General features: G+C 49.0%; 14 protein-coding genes. All 14 read right to left on the bottom strand.

From position 1 onward, the window contains the following. Nucleotides 1-18 precede the first annotated feature (18 nt). The 14 genes from D5E69_RS20910 to D5E69_RS20975 all read right to left on the bottom strand — a co-directional run bounded on the left by D5E69_RS20910 (nt 19) and on the right by D5E69_RS20975 (nt 14,550). A complete protein-coding gene (locus tag D5E69_RS20910; protein ID WP_079514271.1) occupies nt 19-1,200 on the bottom strand; it encodes a GTP-binding protein in 1,182 nt (393 codons plus the stop codon). Between the two features lie 19 nt (nt 1,201-1,219). Then, the gene (locus D5E69_RS20915) at nt 1,220-2,362 is read right to left on the bottom strand and encodes a SidA/IucD/PvdA family monooxygenase (RefSeq protein ID WP_079514269.1); all 1,143 of its coding nucleotides are present in this window, start codon (nt 2,360-2,362) and stop codon (nt 1,220-1,222) included. Nucleotides 2,363-2,442: 80 nt separating this feature from the next. Further along, nucleotides 2,443-3,333 (bottom strand): TIGR03943 family putative permease subunit, encoded by an 891-nt coding sequence (locus D5E69_RS20920; RefSeq protein ID WP_079514267.1) that lies wholly within the window; start codon nt 3,331-3,333, stop codon nt 2,443-2,445. A 13-nt stretch (nt 3,334-3,346) separates the two neighbouring features. Then, nucleotides 3,347-4,336: a permease gene (locus D5E69_RS20925; RefSeq protein ID WP_159130209.1), complete on the bottom strand. Its 990-nt coding sequence runs from the start codon at nt 4,334-4,336 to the stop codon at nt 3,347-3,349. A 230-nt stretch (nt 4,337-4,566) separates the two neighbouring features. After that, the gene (locus tag D5E69_RS20930) at nt 4,567-5,202 is read right to left on the bottom strand and encodes a YesL family protein (RefSeq protein WP_159130210.1); all 636 of its coding nucleotides are present in this window, start codon (nt 5,200-5,202) and stop codon (nt 4,567-4,569) included. A gap of 28 nt (nt 5,203-5,230) precedes the next feature. Beyond that, complete coding sequence (locus D5E69_RS20935) at nt 5,231-6,523, bottom strand: Gfo/Idh/MocA family protein (RefSeq protein ID WP_063191971.1); 1,293 nt, start codon at nt 6,521-6,523, stop codon at nt 5,231-5,233. A gap of 33 nt (nt 6,524-6,556) precedes the next feature. Further along, the gene (locus tag D5E69_RS20940) at nt 6,557-7,672 is read right to left on the bottom strand and encodes a glycoside hydrolase family 88/105 protein (protein ID WP_063191972.1); all 1,116 of its coding nucleotides are present in this window, start codon (nt 7,670-7,672) and stop codon (nt 6,557-6,559) included. 33 nt (nt 7,673-7,705) lie between these two features. Continuing rightward, entirely contained in the window at nt 7,706-8,548 is an 843-nt protein-coding gene (locus tag D5E69_RS20945) for a carbohydrate ABC transporter permease (RefSeq protein WP_048004850.1), read from the bottom strand. 17 nt (nt 8,549-8,565) lie between these two features. Beyond that, nucleotides 8,566-9,486 (bottom strand): carbohydrate ABC transporter permease, encoded by a 921-nt coding sequence (locus D5E69_RS20950; RefSeq protein ID WP_142245814.1) that lies wholly within the window; start codon nt 9,484-9,486, stop codon nt 8,566-8,568. 152 nt (nt 9,487-9,638) lie between these two features. Further along, nucleotides 9,639-10,949: an ABC transporter substrate-binding protein gene (locus tag D5E69_RS20955; RefSeq protein WP_053072105.1), complete on the bottom strand. Its 1,311-nt coding sequence runs from the start codon at nt 10,947-10,949 to the stop codon at nt 9,639-9,641. 598 nt (nt 10,950-11,547) lie between these two features. Further along, nucleotides 11,548-12,831 carry an IS110 family RNA-guided transposase gene (locus D5E69_RS20960; RefSeq protein WP_048007797.1) on the bottom strand — a complete coding sequence of 428 codons (1,284 nt, stop codon included), beginning with the start codon at nt 12,829-12,831 and terminating at the stop codon, nt 11,548-11,550. Between the two features lie 305 nt (nt 12,832-13,136). Further along, nucleotides 13,137-13,808 carry a hypothetical protein gene (locus D5E69_RS20965; RefSeq protein WP_159130211.1) on the bottom strand — a complete coding sequence of 224 codons (672 nt, stop codon included), beginning with the start codon at nt 13,806-13,808 and terminating at the stop codon, nt 13,137-13,139. Continuing rightward, nucleotides 13,805-14,224: a permease prefix domain 1-containing protein gene (locus tag D5E69_RS20970; RefSeq protein ID WP_048014163.1), complete on the bottom strand. Its 420-nt coding sequence runs from the start codon at nt 14,222-14,224 to the stop codon at nt 13,805-13,807. Before D5E69_RS20970 ends, D5E69_RS20965 begins: the two co-directional genes overlap by 4 nt. Continuing rightward, on the bottom strand, nt 14,221-14,550 hold the full coding sequence (locus tag D5E69_RS20975) for a PadR family transcriptional regulator (protein ID WP_053429650.1): 330 nt from the start codon (nt 14,548-14,550) through the stop codon (nt 14,221-14,223). Before D5E69_RS20975 ends, D5E69_RS20970 begins: the two co-directional genes overlap by 4 nt. Nucleotides 14,551-14,696 lie beyond the last annotated feature (146 nt).

The following is a 14,696-nucleotide window of genomic DNA, read 5'->3' on the forward strand; positions in this document are numbered from 1 at the left end:
GATCAGGCTTTTCTTCATTCAGTATTGAATAACGAAGGAAGGAATTGGATCGTTGAACTGCATCCAGTCCATTCCCATCTCATCATCTGTGAGAAGGCAACGATCCAAGGAACCCTCGATTTGGTGACGGTCCATATCCATACCGATCATGACGAGCTCGGTCATACGATCCCCGTATTCTGGATCCCACTTTTCCTTGAGCTCGGTTTCCTCTTCAAGAAGCTCGCGGATTTCACCTTCTGGATAGGTCGCAATCCATGGGCCAGCCCCTTGGATCATGATGGATGGACCCGCTTGTGAAAGAAGGCCGGCAGTATCGTTGCGGCTTGCAAGCCAGAAGAAGCCCTTTGCCCTTACAACCTCTTCCGGCCACCCTTCAAGCCATTCCATGAAGCGACCAGGGTGGAACGGCCTCACCCGCCTATAGACAAAGGACGAGATGTTGTATTCATCCGTTTCAGGGACATGCTCTTCCTGTAGCTCCTTGATCCATCCTGCACTTTGGCTGGCGGACTCGAATTGGAATGAATGTGTGTTCAACACCTCTTCAAGGTCGACCCTTGCATGGCTGGATTCGATGATTCTGGCATCTGCATTGAGCTTCCTCAGGACCGCCCTTAGCTCATTGACAGACTCCTCCGCAACCAGATCGGTTTTGTTCAAGAGGATGACGTTGGCAAACTCGATTTGGTCGATCAGCAGGTCGACGATTTCCCTTTCATCGGTCTCGTCTGCTGCCTGACTTCGATCGAGCAGCGTCTCCCCACTGGCAAAGTCGTGCCAGAAACGGTTGGCATCAACCACCGTCACCATCGTATCCAGCCTTGTTTTCCCGATCAGATCGACACCGGTCGCTTCATCGGCATACGTGAAGGTCTGGGCGACAGGCACCGGCTCGGAGATACCCGAAGACTCAATGACGATATAGTCAATGTCCCCTTGTTCCACAAGGCGATCGACTTCAATAAGCAGGTCTTCGCGCAACGTGCAACAGATGCATCCATTCTGAAGCTCCACAAGTTTTTCATCGGTCCGGGTGAAGCCCTCTTTCTTCACAAGGGACGCATCAATATTCACCTCGCTCATATCATTGACGATGACGGCGATCTTCCTACCCTCCCTGTTGTGGAGAATATGGTTCAATAACGTCGTTTTTCCTGATCCTAAATAGCCGCTCAATACAGTTACTGGTATTCTCAATGGTCTCTCTCCTTTTCATTTACATACTTCCGATGATTCGTTCCGCTGCTTTCCTCGCTCCTGCAATATTCCTGGCGACGGGACCGATCTCCAGTTCGGCCAGTGGTCCGGATACATAAAGGTGATCGCACCATTCCAAGTGCTCGTTGACGATAGGGAATCCGCATTGTGCACATACCAGCCCTTCCTTCCTGACCAGTTCACGGACCCACTCCGTTTCCATTATCTTTGGGCAAAATCCCGTTGCCAGCAACAGTGTTTTCCCTTCCCACCGGGAGTGCTTCAAGGAAAGCGAAAGGGTCGATCCATCCACCCCGCTTCCTTTCACTTCATCCTCGATGAATCGGTACTCACCACGGTCCTCCAGCCTCCTTAACCTGTGCCTGAGCTCGCTTGTCACTGACCCGCGATGGCGTGCATCGTGAATGGCTTGCCTCCTTTTTTTGTACGAAGGGAGTGAGTGGAATCCTCTCAAACACTTCGGACCGAGCCAGCCCGGATCACTGTCGAAATCATGGACCCGATAGGGATGCCTGCTGATTTGAACCACTCTCCCAGGATGTTCCCGAGCAAGCTTGATCACTAGATGGGCTGCTGTGATTCCGCCTCCCACAACGGCGATGTCAGGAGTGACCACCGGGAGCTTCTCTTGAAAGATATGCCCTACTTGGGTCGGTCGACTCGATCGCAACTCCTCGGCCCACTCGGGCACACTGAGCCTTTCATTCATCCCGGTGGCAATCACCAGATTCTTGCCTTCCACTGATCCCGAATCGGTTTCCACCACCCAGTGGTTCCCCGACTTTGTGACCCCTTGTACCCTCCCTTGCTGCCACCTCTCTTGCAAGCCGATGCTGGAGAAAATGGCTTCACTGTGACGATTGAAGAAATCAAGACCCGGCCTTTTGTATTTCCCGTAAAAGACGTCGGATCCCCCATCATTGAAGTAATGGAGGCTGAACGGATGAATATCACAATGATGGACGGATGGAGATCTTAAAAACGGCATGGAAATCCTTGATGTGAGGTCCTTCCACTTTTCGATGGGCCCCTTATGAGGATCTATGATACAGATTTGACTCGCAGGAATTCCTTTGGCCTTAATCAGATAGGTTGCGATGGTGCACCCGTGGATGCCGCCCCCTGCAATGATCCATTCCACCTTACCCACTCCTTTTTTCGTAATGATTACGATTTATAAGTCATTTGATACCCCGACCTCCCATCAAGGTCGGGATACCATCATTCGACTTTGATATAAAATTCTTCCACATACGGGTTTTCAGGCGGTTCCACCTTTTTAAAGACGGGATGCTTAATAACAGGCATCGCCATCCCATTGAATTCTGCCTTATCCAAGATCCCGCTCACTTGCACCCATGTGTCGGGTTCGAGGGCTGCGAGCTCCTCACTTCTTGAAAGGATCCCGTAAACGGAAGCATCCGCGACACAGCACGTCACCGTGAAACGTGATATGACCACTTCATTCTTTGAAAATCCTTCGTCTTTGTAAATGAAGCCCGTAAGCTGGATTTCTTTCCCTATCGAGGAGTCGAGCTGTTCATCGACGACGCTGAGCGTCTGGATGTATTGTTCATCCCTTACGATGATTTTTTCCTTCTGTTTGATCACATCTTTCAATTTCTCATAATCCTTCTCCAAGGGAAACGTCCCGACGGGATCCAAACTCGCTTCTCCTCCGTGGACCGCTTCGACCGCTTTTCCACTCGATCTTTCTCCTTCATGAGGAGTCAACGTGAATAACCCATTCCCGACCTTCACTCCTCGCTTGGCAGCCACGGACCCATCCAGAAGTTGATCGGGAAGCAGGAAACCTGTGACCAACGGGAGAACAAACAGTGAGTACACCACGAAGGGGCGCACCAACCCCCTTGGCACCTCATGGGCTTCACAGCCGCATTGACCCTTGGCATGGAATCCTGAGGTTCCCCGGATGATTTGAACCGCACCCAGAAGGAAGAAGACGCCTAACGCAAAATATAAATACCCATGCATCTTCGGTGCGACGAAGTTTTGAAGGTTGAATGTCAGAAGCAGCTTCAATAGGAGCAAGGCATAGCCGATCAATATCACCCCACGGATGTATGTATGGAACTGTTGGGTCGATTTCATGGTTCCCCCTCCTTCACGTCAAGATTCCAATCAGCATGGCACATGCATAGACCACGACGGTGACAATGAGAATGAACGCCACGACATATCTCTTCTTGAAATACGACAGCATCAGTAACGTGTTCTTAAAGTCGATCATCGGCCCATAAACAAGGAAAGCCAAAAGCGATGAAGCGGTGAACAAGCTGCCGAAAGAGGATGCGACAAACGCGTCTGCTTCCGAACAAAGAGAAATTACATAAGCGAAGATCATCATCACGGCAGGACCGATCAGGGCGTGTGACCCGATCCCCACCAGCAGCTCACGATCTAAGAACGTTTGAAAAATGGCTGCCACAAGGGCACCGATGATCAGGAATTTCCCCATATCGAAGAATTCATCACTCGCATGGGTCAACGTCAGCATGAGTTTGCTTCCTTGCTCATGATGATGTTGGTGAGGCCCGGTTCCTTTCAGCAGAGGATCCCTATTGTTGAATAACCGGTACCAAGCCCCGCCGATCACTACGGCAGCCACGAAACCGATCACCATCCTCCCCCACACGATCGTCCAGTCCGGCTGGAATGCATAATAGGTCGAAGCAAACACAATCGGATTCAAAATCGGGGCCGTCACCATGATGACAAGGGCCAGATGGGGCGGGACACCTTTTCGCATCAGCCTTCTCGCCACCGGCACAATGGCACACTCACAAACCGGAAGGATGGCCCCGACTATGGCGGCCGGGAAGATGGCCAGGTACGGGAATCGCTTCGGTATCAGCCTTTGCAATGTCTTCTCCGATACGAATACCTGGATCAGAGCCGAAGCAAATACACCGATCAGAATGAACGGGATGGCTTCCAATAGGATGCTAAGGAAGATCGTCGTGACATTCGCCAACCCGGAAGACAGGAGACTTGACGGAATTTCTATGAACTCACCGGCAAGGAATAGGATAACGAGACCGACAAACAACAAAAGTCCAGTCAGATCTTGTCCGATTGTTTTGAGTGCACTCACCTTTCTCTCCCCCCTCACACTACAAATCGTAATAATTACGTTTTATATTATAATCTACGTAACCCTGAAAAAACTATGTTTCATTTTTCCTTTTCTCATTTTTCTTGATCTTCCTATTTCATTTCTATGCAGCAGCCTATAAAATCTTTCATTTTTTCTCGAAATGATAGACTATCAAATTACTTTTGGCATTTAAAAAGGATGCTAGCAAGCTAGCATCCTTTTTTCTATCAACTGTGGATAATCTCGTTTTTAAACTTAATATCGTCTATTGCACTGAAGCCTTTATACGCAAGCCACATATTCAAATGAACGAATAATGTGAACCCGAAAAGCGGGATGAAACCGGGAAATGAGATGAAAAAGTAATAGGTCAACAGTGTCGCAATGATCATGAGTACGAGATTCCCCGGCTGTAGGAAACCGATGAACAGCGCCTGCTTGAAGGTCTGGAAGAACTTCAGGTTGTAATGGACATAGACAGGTAGAATATACGTGAGCAGGATGATCAGGACGAAGCCCATGAGCATGAGCAGGTACTGGATGATGGTATAGATCGTCCCTTCCATCTGACGGAAGAAGTGAAGGTCGACGTACCAGAGCAGTGCGAAGCCCGCCAATGAAAAGAACAGTCCGTTGGCACGGAAGAATTCTTTCCTGTAGGTACCCCAAAAGCTCCTGATGAGCGGAAGGTCTTCCACCCCCATGACCGCTTTACGGGTGACGGCATACATTGCCACTGTACTCGGACCTATCCCGAAAACCACTCCTCCAAGGAGGGTACAGCCGATCCAGAGCAGGTTCAAGATGGCAAAGTGCGTGATCCATCGGCAGAAGTTCAACACCCCATTGATCAATCGTCCCATTTCCATGGTATCCCTCTTTTCCGTTCCATTATTGGTGCATCGGTTCTTTCTTCATCAGTTCTTCAATCGTGACGGGACGGTGCTCCTTGACGGATCTCCATACTGCCTCACCCGTCATGACCGCATAGGCACCGTCCTCACTTCCAGATAGGATCTTATACGGGCGGAGCGGATCTTCCCCGAGGAAAAGATCTTCCTGGATCAGGGGATCTCCTCCGCCGTGGCCGCCCTGATTCTTCACGACATGGATCACTTCCTTCGATCCGAAGAGCGGGAAATAGTCGATGGTCTGTTCCGGAACGGGGAAGGGCACCCTGGACGGGGCATGGAATTCCGTCGTTTCCAGACGGCCCTTTGTTCCGTTGATGGCCAGTCGATATCCTTCGTATGGCAGGGAGAAATTGATGGAATAGCTTAAAAGGCTTCCCCTGTCATACTTGACGGTGGCGGTATACGTATCTTCAATGGCAATCTCCGAATCGAAGATACATTGATCGGGACGGTATCCGGTATACGTTTCCTTTCGCTTCTCGTCAGAAGTGATGTGGTCGTCTTCTACCGTGATGCTGTTGCTCCTGGAGTTCCATCTGGAATAGTAGGAGCAATCCCGCTTCACCTCGCAGGTATGGCAGTGACGCCCGTCGACCTGGTCAGGATTGTATTCACTCTCATTCCCGTAGTAGTTCAGATCTCCGTACGCAAAGACTTCCACCGGTTTCTGGTCGAGCCACCAGTTGATGAGGTCGAAGTGGTGACTTGACTTGTGGATGGACAGTCCCCCGGAATGATCCCGGTTACGGTTCCAGCGTTGGAAATAACTCGATCCGTGATACGTATCGATATACCAATTCAAGTCGACGGACGTGATCCGCCCGAGCTTCCCGGACAGGATAGTCTCCTTGATCTTGGTGTGATACGGGCTGTACCGGTAATTAAAGGTGACTGTGACCTTTCCCTTGCTCTTTTTCTCCGCCTCCATTACCCTGCGGCTGTCGGCGGCGTTTGTGGTCATCGGCTTTTCTGAAATTACATCAAGATCGTGATTAAGCGCTTTCTCAATATACGTGATATGAGTGTCATCGCGGCCTGCGACAATGATGACGTCAGGTCTCGTTTCTTCCACCATCCGTTCGAACTCATCTTCCTTATACTCAGGTACTCCCTGGGTGGACGGATGGTCCTGTTTACATACGGCAAACCGCTTCGGATCTTTATCCAGCAAGGCTACAAGTCTTGCCTGCTGGGTGAAGTTGTTCAGCATTGGCTGGATGAACATGGTGATTGCCCGGTTACTGACGCCGCAAACGGCATATTTCTTCATTATGCATTCCTCCCCTTTGTTCATTATTCCATTCTATAGCTCTGGAAGGATATCCTGCATTTCAAGACTGCAAAGCACGAAAGATCCGACGCCATGAAGATCATTTTCAATGACCGGCCGTTCCACGTAGTGTGTGTAGTCCCCCACCCCGGTGCCAATGCAGATTTCCGGCATGATGAAGAGACCGTTCTCGTCAAATTTCATCCGCTTCACAAGGGCGCGGTATCCTTTGATGGCAAACTCTTTGTAGCTTTCATCAAGGACGCCTGATTTCACGGCTCTTGCAATCGTGTAGATAAAAAGAGCCGAGCAGGACGTTTCGATCCAGTTTTTCGGATCATCGGACTTGTCGACCACCTGATACCACAGATGCTTTTCAGGATGCTGATAGGAAATCAGACTTTTGGAAAGATCCCTGAGGGCACCTGAGATTTCTTCTGTCGCCTGATGGCCTTCCGGGAGGAAATCGAGGATTTCATTAAAGGTGATTCCGTACCAACCGATGGCCCTTCCCCAGAATTCAGGCGATCGGCCCGTTTCGGGATCCGCCCAAGGCTGCACCTTTTGTTCATCCCATGCATGATGGTAAAGACCGGTCTTCTCATCAAGCGTGTGCTTCCTCATGAGACGCTCCTGTTCAAGGACCATTTCGAGGAGGGATGGATCATCGTACTCCTTCCCATAGTTCATAGCGAACACACCGCCCATATAGAGTCCGTCCAGCCACATTTGGTACGGGTAGCGGTCTTTATGCCAGTAGCCCCCGTCAGACGTGCGGTTGAGTGTCGGGAACATATTCAATAGTTTCGTAGCTGCGATCTTATACCTCGGGTCATCCGTTTCCCGGTCAAGGGTGAAGAGAAGGAGGCCAGCTTGGATGGCGTCCAGTTCCCTGCGGCTCCAGAGGAAGTTCCCGTTCTCATCGATATTGTGATCGACATATTCCTTCACATAATCAAAGAACGCATCTCCCCCGATCTTTTCCCGGAGTTGGAGCATGCTTACCAGGAACACCCCCTGATGATAATGCCATCTTCCATCAGGCGGAAGTTCACTTGCCTTGTAAGCTGACATGAGGGATTCGCAGGCTGCTTTCCCCCATGCAAGCGGTGACGTCAATTCATTCTTTCGATTGAGTGCTGTTTCCATTCCACGTTCACTCCCGTTTTAAGTTTTTTCACATTATCCTTTCAATCCGCTCGTACTGATTCCATCCACGATGTAGCGTTGGAAGAAGAAGAAAATGACGAAGATCGGAATGATACTGAGCGTCGACATGGCGAACATTGCTCCCCAGTTCGTGACGGAGTTCGGGTCAGAGAATAGCTTCAAGGCAAGGGATACCGGATACTTCTCGGGGGTGGACAAGTAAATGAGCGGACCCATGAAATCATCCCATCTCCAATAGAAGGAGAAGATGGCCGAAGTCATCATCGCCGGTACAACAAGTGGCACGATGACCCTGAAGAAGATCCCGAACGTGCTGCATCCGTCGATCTTCGCTGCTTCATCAAGCTCCACCGGAATGGTCCGGATGAACTGCATGATCAGGAAGATGAAGAACGGGATCCCGAAGAAGGTCGGGAGGATGAGCGGCAGATACGTATCGATCCAGCCGAATTTATTGAACATGATATACTGCGGGATCATGACCATCTCGAACGGCAGCATCATGGTAAGCATCATACAGATGAACCAGATGCTCTTCCCCCTGAACTTGATCCGTGCAAATCCATAGGCAATGATCGTGGAAGATATGATGCTCCCCACCGTGGCGACGACGGCAATGATGGCCGAGTTGATGAAGAAGGTCTTGAAGGTGATACCGGCGAACCCTTCCCAACCTGTGATATAGTTCTCGAAATGCAGTTCATCAGGTATCAATGAATAGGCGTTGACGAAAACGCTGGAGCTCTCTTTCAACGAGCTGCTGACCATCCAGACGAGGGGATAGATCATGATGAGGGTGAACACAATCAACAGCGTGTGCTGGACGATTTTGAACGTGCGTTTCTTATTCTGCATATGCGCTTCCTCCTTCCCTATTTGCTATCGGATTCATAGTGAACCCAGTGCTTGGATGTTTTGAAGATCAGACCCGTCAGGACGGCGATGATGATGAGCATGAACCACGCCATGGCGGATGCATAGCCCATATCGAAGTATTCGAATGCCCTTCTATACATATACAGGACGTACAGGAGCGTGCTGTTAACCGGACCGCCGTTGGTGACGACGAAACTCGGCGTGAAGGCCATGAAGCCCTGGATGATCTGCATGATCATATTGAACAGGATGACCGGTGTCAGAAGCGGCAGGGTGATGATGAAGAATTGCTTAATCGGTGAAGCCCCGTCCACGCTTGACGCTTCATAATACGTTTTCGGGATATTCCGCAGCCCTGCAAGGAAGATCAGCATGGAGGATCCGAACTGCCAACCGTACAGGACGATCAGCGTCCAGATTGCCGTCTTCGGGTCACCCAGCCATGAATGGGTCGGGATTCCGAGAAGGGCAAGGATGGAGTTGAATGCCCCGTCGTTCCCGAATAGCTGCCTCCACATGATGGAAACCGCGATGCTTCCGCCGACGACGGATGGAAGATAGAGCAGGGTCCGGTACAATCCGGCCATTTCGACCACCTTATTGAGGGCCAGTGCCACAAGGAGGGCGAAGATGAGGCGGAACGGAACGGCGACGCCGGCGTACATGAGGGTGACTTTGAACGATTGCCAGAACGTTTCATCCCCTGTGAACATCCGTACGTAATTGTCAAGGCCGATCCAGTTCGGCTCACTCATCAGATCATAGTCTGTAAATGATAGATACAGTGAATAGAGGATAGGGTATAAGGTCAATAGGAAGAACCCAAGAAGGAACGGAGAAATGAACAAGTAACCTGTCACATTCTGATAGTCGGATTTTTTCTTCCGTTTCGGACCGGTGGGCTTCAATTCGGTGATAGGCTTCGGATCAATGGCAGTCTCTCTCAGTACCGGAATCGGATCATCTGATTTATTCGGCAGCACGAAGGTCCACCCCTTTCTTCGATATGATGGAATAATGGCGGCCCGGTCAGGTTCTCCGGGCCGTTACAAATGCTATGGGGATAAGCTTACCTGCCCAGAATGCTTTCAGCTTTCTTGCGGAATTCTTTCGCTCCGTCTTTTGGTGACAGCTGACCGTACATGACGAGCTCATCCACTTCCTGCAGGGCACCGAGTACTTCTGACGCCTGTTGAGGATAGTTGGAATCGATCGGCGAACTGTTATCGGTCACCATTTCGATATAATCGAACACTTTCTTATCCGTATCGCTCAGCGTACTGGCCATTTCATTACGGATCTCTTCTTTGATCGGCACTCCACGGTCGGAACCACCGATTTCATACACTTCGATATTATTCGTGAAGAAGTCGATGAAGCGCGCTGCCTCTTCCTTATGCTTGGAGTTTTCACTGACCGACCAGAGCATGGCAGGTTTCAGGAACATCCCTTCCCTGTTGTTGTCACCCGGCAGAAGGGTCATGGCAAGCTCCTGCTCGCTTGCACTGTCAAGGGCCGTGGCCTGATTGGACCAGCGGAAATCAAATGGTGCTTTGCCGTGGACGATGAGCTCATCTTCCACCCCTTTGATCTGTTGGATCGTGTCGTAACCAGGTGCCACTCCTGCGTCTACCATCTTCTTGTTCAGTTCAAAGTAATCGCTCAGCAGCTTATCATCCTTATAGCCAAGGGCCGTTCCATCCTCATTGAAGAGCTTTTGGCCTTTTTCCCTCAAATAATATTCAAATAGATTCTTAGGTTCCATAAGACGGGTTCCGAATTCACCGGTTTTTTCGTGGACTTTCGTGGCAATATCCACATATTCATCCCATGACCAGTTGCCGTCCAGGTTTTCCACTCCGACTTCCTTCAGCATGTCGACATTGTAGAAAGCGGTGAGGGCGTTGGTCCCCGTCGGAATTCCAAGGATTTTATCTCCCTGCTTCCCAGAATCCATGATGATGTCACTTACGCCATCGACGTTGATGGTGCCGTCTTCCACATATTCAGAGAGGTCTGCGAGAAGGTTCTTATCGGCGTACTGATTGAGATACTCCCCGAAGTTCTGCTGCATGATATCAGGCAGATTGTTCCCGGCTGCCTGAGCGGCCATTTTCTCGAAGTATCCGTCAAAGCCCGTGAATTCAGATGTGATCTTGATATCCGGGTTTTCTTCTTCAAATTTCTTGATGATTTCCTGTGTCTGGTCATGACGGCTTTGAGAGCCCCACCAAGTCATCCTCAGTTCTACTTTGCCGTCCTTCGTCTTCCCGTCCTTGCTGTCTGAAGAACTTCCTGTTGAAGACGAACATCCTGCGAGGAACGTCGTCAACACCAATCCAAGAGCCATGGTTTTCATTACTTTCGGTTTCCATCTCATCCCTTTGAACCTCCCTTTGTATTGAAAGCGTTTTCTTATGTCTTGTTTTATCTTAATGGATTAGGAAAATTGATTAAATAAAATTTTCAGATATCTTTGTATAAAAAACAGACTTTGTTTTCTATTTCTAATACCGCTGTTGATTTCCGTGCAAGACTCCGCTTTCCTCGGGCGGCCCGTGAGCCTCCCTCATGAAAATTCAGTAGTTCTTATTATTCCTCGGTTTTTCTCAGGTTTTCGTTTGGGTTCAAAAGAGGCGACATAGTACAAGTAAACAGATTCATCCATATTTAAACATATATGGAAACACACTGAGTGTTTGAAGAAACTTGGCGTCTTTTTTTCCATTAATAGGTACTAACTTATGATCGCACTATTGGATCTCCACATACGACATGGCGGTGGACCCTCCCATTTCTCTCAGCGTCTATGCGCGTAAATTCCTTCGTTCGACCTGACCATGTGTGGTTGCCGGATATGCTCCTCGGGTGGGTCTATGCCCTAATGCTCGGAATAGTGACCGGCTTATCCGTGCTTCTTTTGATCACCTAAGAATCCATTAAAAAACCAAGAGATATTGATTGCTGAACCTCATATGTTAAGCTGCCTGCCCGTCTCTCATATGAGGGATATCGCGAAGCATATGTTCCTCACTAAACGCACACTTTCGTGTGCCTATTACAAATAAGACCTTAATCAGTTTACGTCCTAATGCGACAAAAGACTGTTTCCCTTTAAGAGGATTCGTTCGACGGTGTTTATAATACTGATGAAGGGCTTTAAAGGCGTCATTATGAAAAGTTAAAGGGCGGGCGACTTGATACAGAATCGAACGCAACCTTCGTCGCCCACGCTTAGTAATGGTCGTTTTCCCTCGATGTGTGCCGGATTGGTTCATCATCAAATTCAGTCCTGCTAATTTAATAATCTGTCGTGGATCTTTGTAATTTGATAAGTCACCAATCTCGGCAAAGAAACCAACAATGGTCATCGCTCCCACGCCATTGATCGCCATCATAAGATCTGCTCCAGGAACCGTGAGAACCAGTTCTTCAAGTTCTTCTTTCAGGTTGTCCAGACGTTCGTTTAAGGACTCATACTGATCAACGAGATAGCGAAGCTCTTCACGAGCCATTCGGAGACCTACGGTCATTCCAACACTGGAGTCAGCTGCTTTCTTTAAGTGGCGCATACGCGCCACCCCTACATTTTTGGTCCCTAATGCCTTTACGTCGTATAGAAGTTCCTCTTCTGTCTTCTGTCGAATATCTGTTGGAAGATAGCCTAACTTCAGAATTGCCATCGCCATTTTTCCATTCCACTTCTTAAACACCGTCATGAATTCAGGGAAATACCGATCCAGAAGGTTATGGATCTGTGCTTTGATGGAAGAGAGATCTTCTTGAATGATGTCAAAGAGTTTCACGCCTTCACGTAACTCGGCATAGATGCCTTCTGGCAAGGTAGGCTCATGATACCGCCCTGCCCTCATGACTTGGGCGATGACCTTCGCATCCTTAGTATCATTTTTGGTAGGCGAGTCATCATCCAGTTCTTTTGATTTCTTAACCTTCATCGGATTTACCACCACAGGGCGCTCGCCCTGTGATTTCAAGAAGTAAGCTAGATTCATCCAATAATGTCCCGTGGGCTCCATCCCCAACATCAAGTTCGGACGGGATGTGTCCGCACTTAATTGTCGAGCCCACTCTAGTAACAATTGGAAGCCTTCTAACGAATTCGGAAAAACCAGACGCTTCGATAAGTCGATTCCTCGATCATCAATAGCCCTGGCGACGTGTTTATGCTTGGCGATATCAATGCCGATGATTAAAGTCTGTTCATTAATTTGATTGAGTCGTTCATTTTGTGTAAAATCCATAGTTGAAGTCTCCCTTCGGTACTTAATTCGAGGTCATGCGCATGACACTCTCTATCGTACCAAGGGAGCTTTTTTTATGCACATCGCTAAAATCCCGCTTTATCCTCATAATCTTTTATAACAGGAATGCTCCTCGTCGCTTACGCTCCTGCGGGGTCTCACCTGTTCCGCTTTCCCGAAGGAGTCTACGCCTTGCACTCCAATCAACAGCTGGTGTCCTTTACATATCATTCTTAAACAAATGAAAAATCCGAACAATCCCATTCTCTCAAAGAATGATAAATGATTGTTCGGATTTCATAAAGTCACCTTGGCAAACCGTACCTATTCAAACCGTCACTCAACATTCCTCTTATAATAGTAAAAGTACATGCTGAGCGGCCACCAGGCGATGGCGAAGATGGGGTAGACGGCCCAGATTTCGTGGGGGTGGTGATGGTGTTGACGGTGATGAAGAATGCACTGATGTAGATGGAGGCGATGATGGAGAATTCGAGGTGCCTCTTGGTTTTTGCATAGTACATGGAGAGCGGCCACCATAGGAAGACGAAGGCAGGGTAGACAGCCCACGGATGACCCGGCTCGAGGAACAGGTTGAGGCCGACGTAATAAAGGATGGCGACGGCACTTCCGATCCACGAGGCTGCATAGGTCCTTGCCCATCTGCCGAGTACGGTAAAGACCGACCAGCCGATGATCGGGAAAACGGCATAAAGGGCCCACGGATAATGAGGTGTGGTCCTGGTATTCTCAATGACCAGATACAGGACAAGGATGAAGCTGACGAGGTACGAAAACACCTTGTACCTTCCTTTGCGTGTAAAAAAAACAGAGACCGGCCAAAGGATCATGGCGTATGCCGGGTAAAGGGTCCAGGTAAGGTCGGGATGCCGGAGCACAAAGATGTTCGTCAACGTCAGGAAGATGACGATGAGAACCCCTCCCCCGATGGCAAACGCGATATGCTGCTTTTTCATTTACGCCCACCCTTTTTCCTCAATCTGTAATAATACATGGAGAGCGGCCACCACAGGATGGCAAATGTCGGATAGACGAACCAGATGGTCTTCGGGGTATAGTAGAAATTGATGAACACGAAGAGGGCGATGATCAGGGTGCTTCCCCAAATGGAAAAGCCGAGGTTGATCTTCGTCATATCCTTTTTGGCTGTGGGAAGGGTCTCCCCTACACCGAGCTCACGCTTCAGATCCTTGATATCGCCGAAATCGACGATGGCTTTGTTGATGGCATCTTCTTCTTCCTTGCCCTCTGCCATCAGGTCATAGACCTTTTCCTCAAGATTCTGGATGATTTCCAGTTTCAATGCTTCTGTTCTCTCACTGTAGGGCACATCGTCAAACAAGTCCTCTACATGATGCTGGATCTTTCTCAATTTAACCCCTCCATGAACACATCTATGATTTCTTTCGTCTGCTTCCATTCTGCCGCCGCTTCCCTTAAATAGGCCCTGCCCAATGTGGTGATCCGGTAATATTTCCGTTTTCCTCCGTGGGATACATCCCCGAAATAGGACTCTATGAGGTCTTTTTTCTCGAGGCGCTGGAAGACCGCATAAAGGGTCGCCTCCTTGATCTGGAAGCGGTCGTCGGTCCGTTCGCTGATTTGCTTTGAAATTTCATATCCATACTGATCCTCTTCAAAGATCAGACGCAGGATGATGGAGTCCAGATGACCCCGGATACTGTCGCTTCGAATGATCGTTCACTCCGTTCAGTAAAGGGTTCTGAAGCTCCTTTACATTGGTATATCTCATAGAGTAATTTTACGTTTTATTACTCTATGTGTCAAAGTAATTTTCATATAAAAAGGAGGCGATCCATTAAGGATCACCCCCTTCTTCACCG

Source organism: Rossellomorea marisflavi, assembly GCF_009806575.1.
Classification (GTDB): Bacteria; Bacillota; Bacilli; order Bacillales; family Bacillaceae_B; genus Rossellomorea; species Rossellomorea marisflavi_A.

Excerpts from the sequence above, each read along its gene's own strand:
- D5E69_RS20955 (WP_053072105.1), bottom strand. The coding sequence starts at position 10,949 with ATGAGATGGAAACCGAAAGTAATGAAAACCATGGCTCTTGGATTGGTG.
- D5E69_RS20920 (WP_079514267.1), bottom strand. The coding sequence starts at position 3,333 with ATGAAATCGACCCAACAGTTCCATACATACATCCGTGGGGTGATATTG.
- D5E69_RS20930 (WP_159130210.1), bottom strand. The coding sequence starts at position 5,202 with ATGGGACGATTGATCAATGGGGTGTTGAACTTCTGCCGATGGATCACG.
- D5E69_RS20965 (WP_159130211.1), bottom strand. The coding sequence starts at position 13,808 with ATGAAAAAGCAGCATATCGCGTTTGCCATCGGGGGAGGGGTTCTCATC.
- D5E69_RS20960 (WP_048007797.1), bottom strand. The coding sequence starts at position 12,831 with ATGGATTTTACACAAAATGAACGACTCAATCAAATTAATGAACAGACT.
- D5E69_RS20940 (WP_063191972.1), bottom strand. The coding sequence starts at position 7,672 with ATGGAAACAGCACTCAATCGAAAGAATGAATTGACGTCACCGCTTGCA.
- D5E69_RS20935 (WP_063191971.1), bottom strand. The coding sequence starts at position 6,523 with ATGAAGAAATATGCCGTTTGCGGCGTCAGTAACCGGGCAATCACCATG.
- D5E69_RS20945 (WP_048004850.1), bottom strand. The coding sequence starts at position 8,548 with ATGCAGAATAAGAAACGCACGTTCAAAATCGTCCAGCACACGCTGTTG.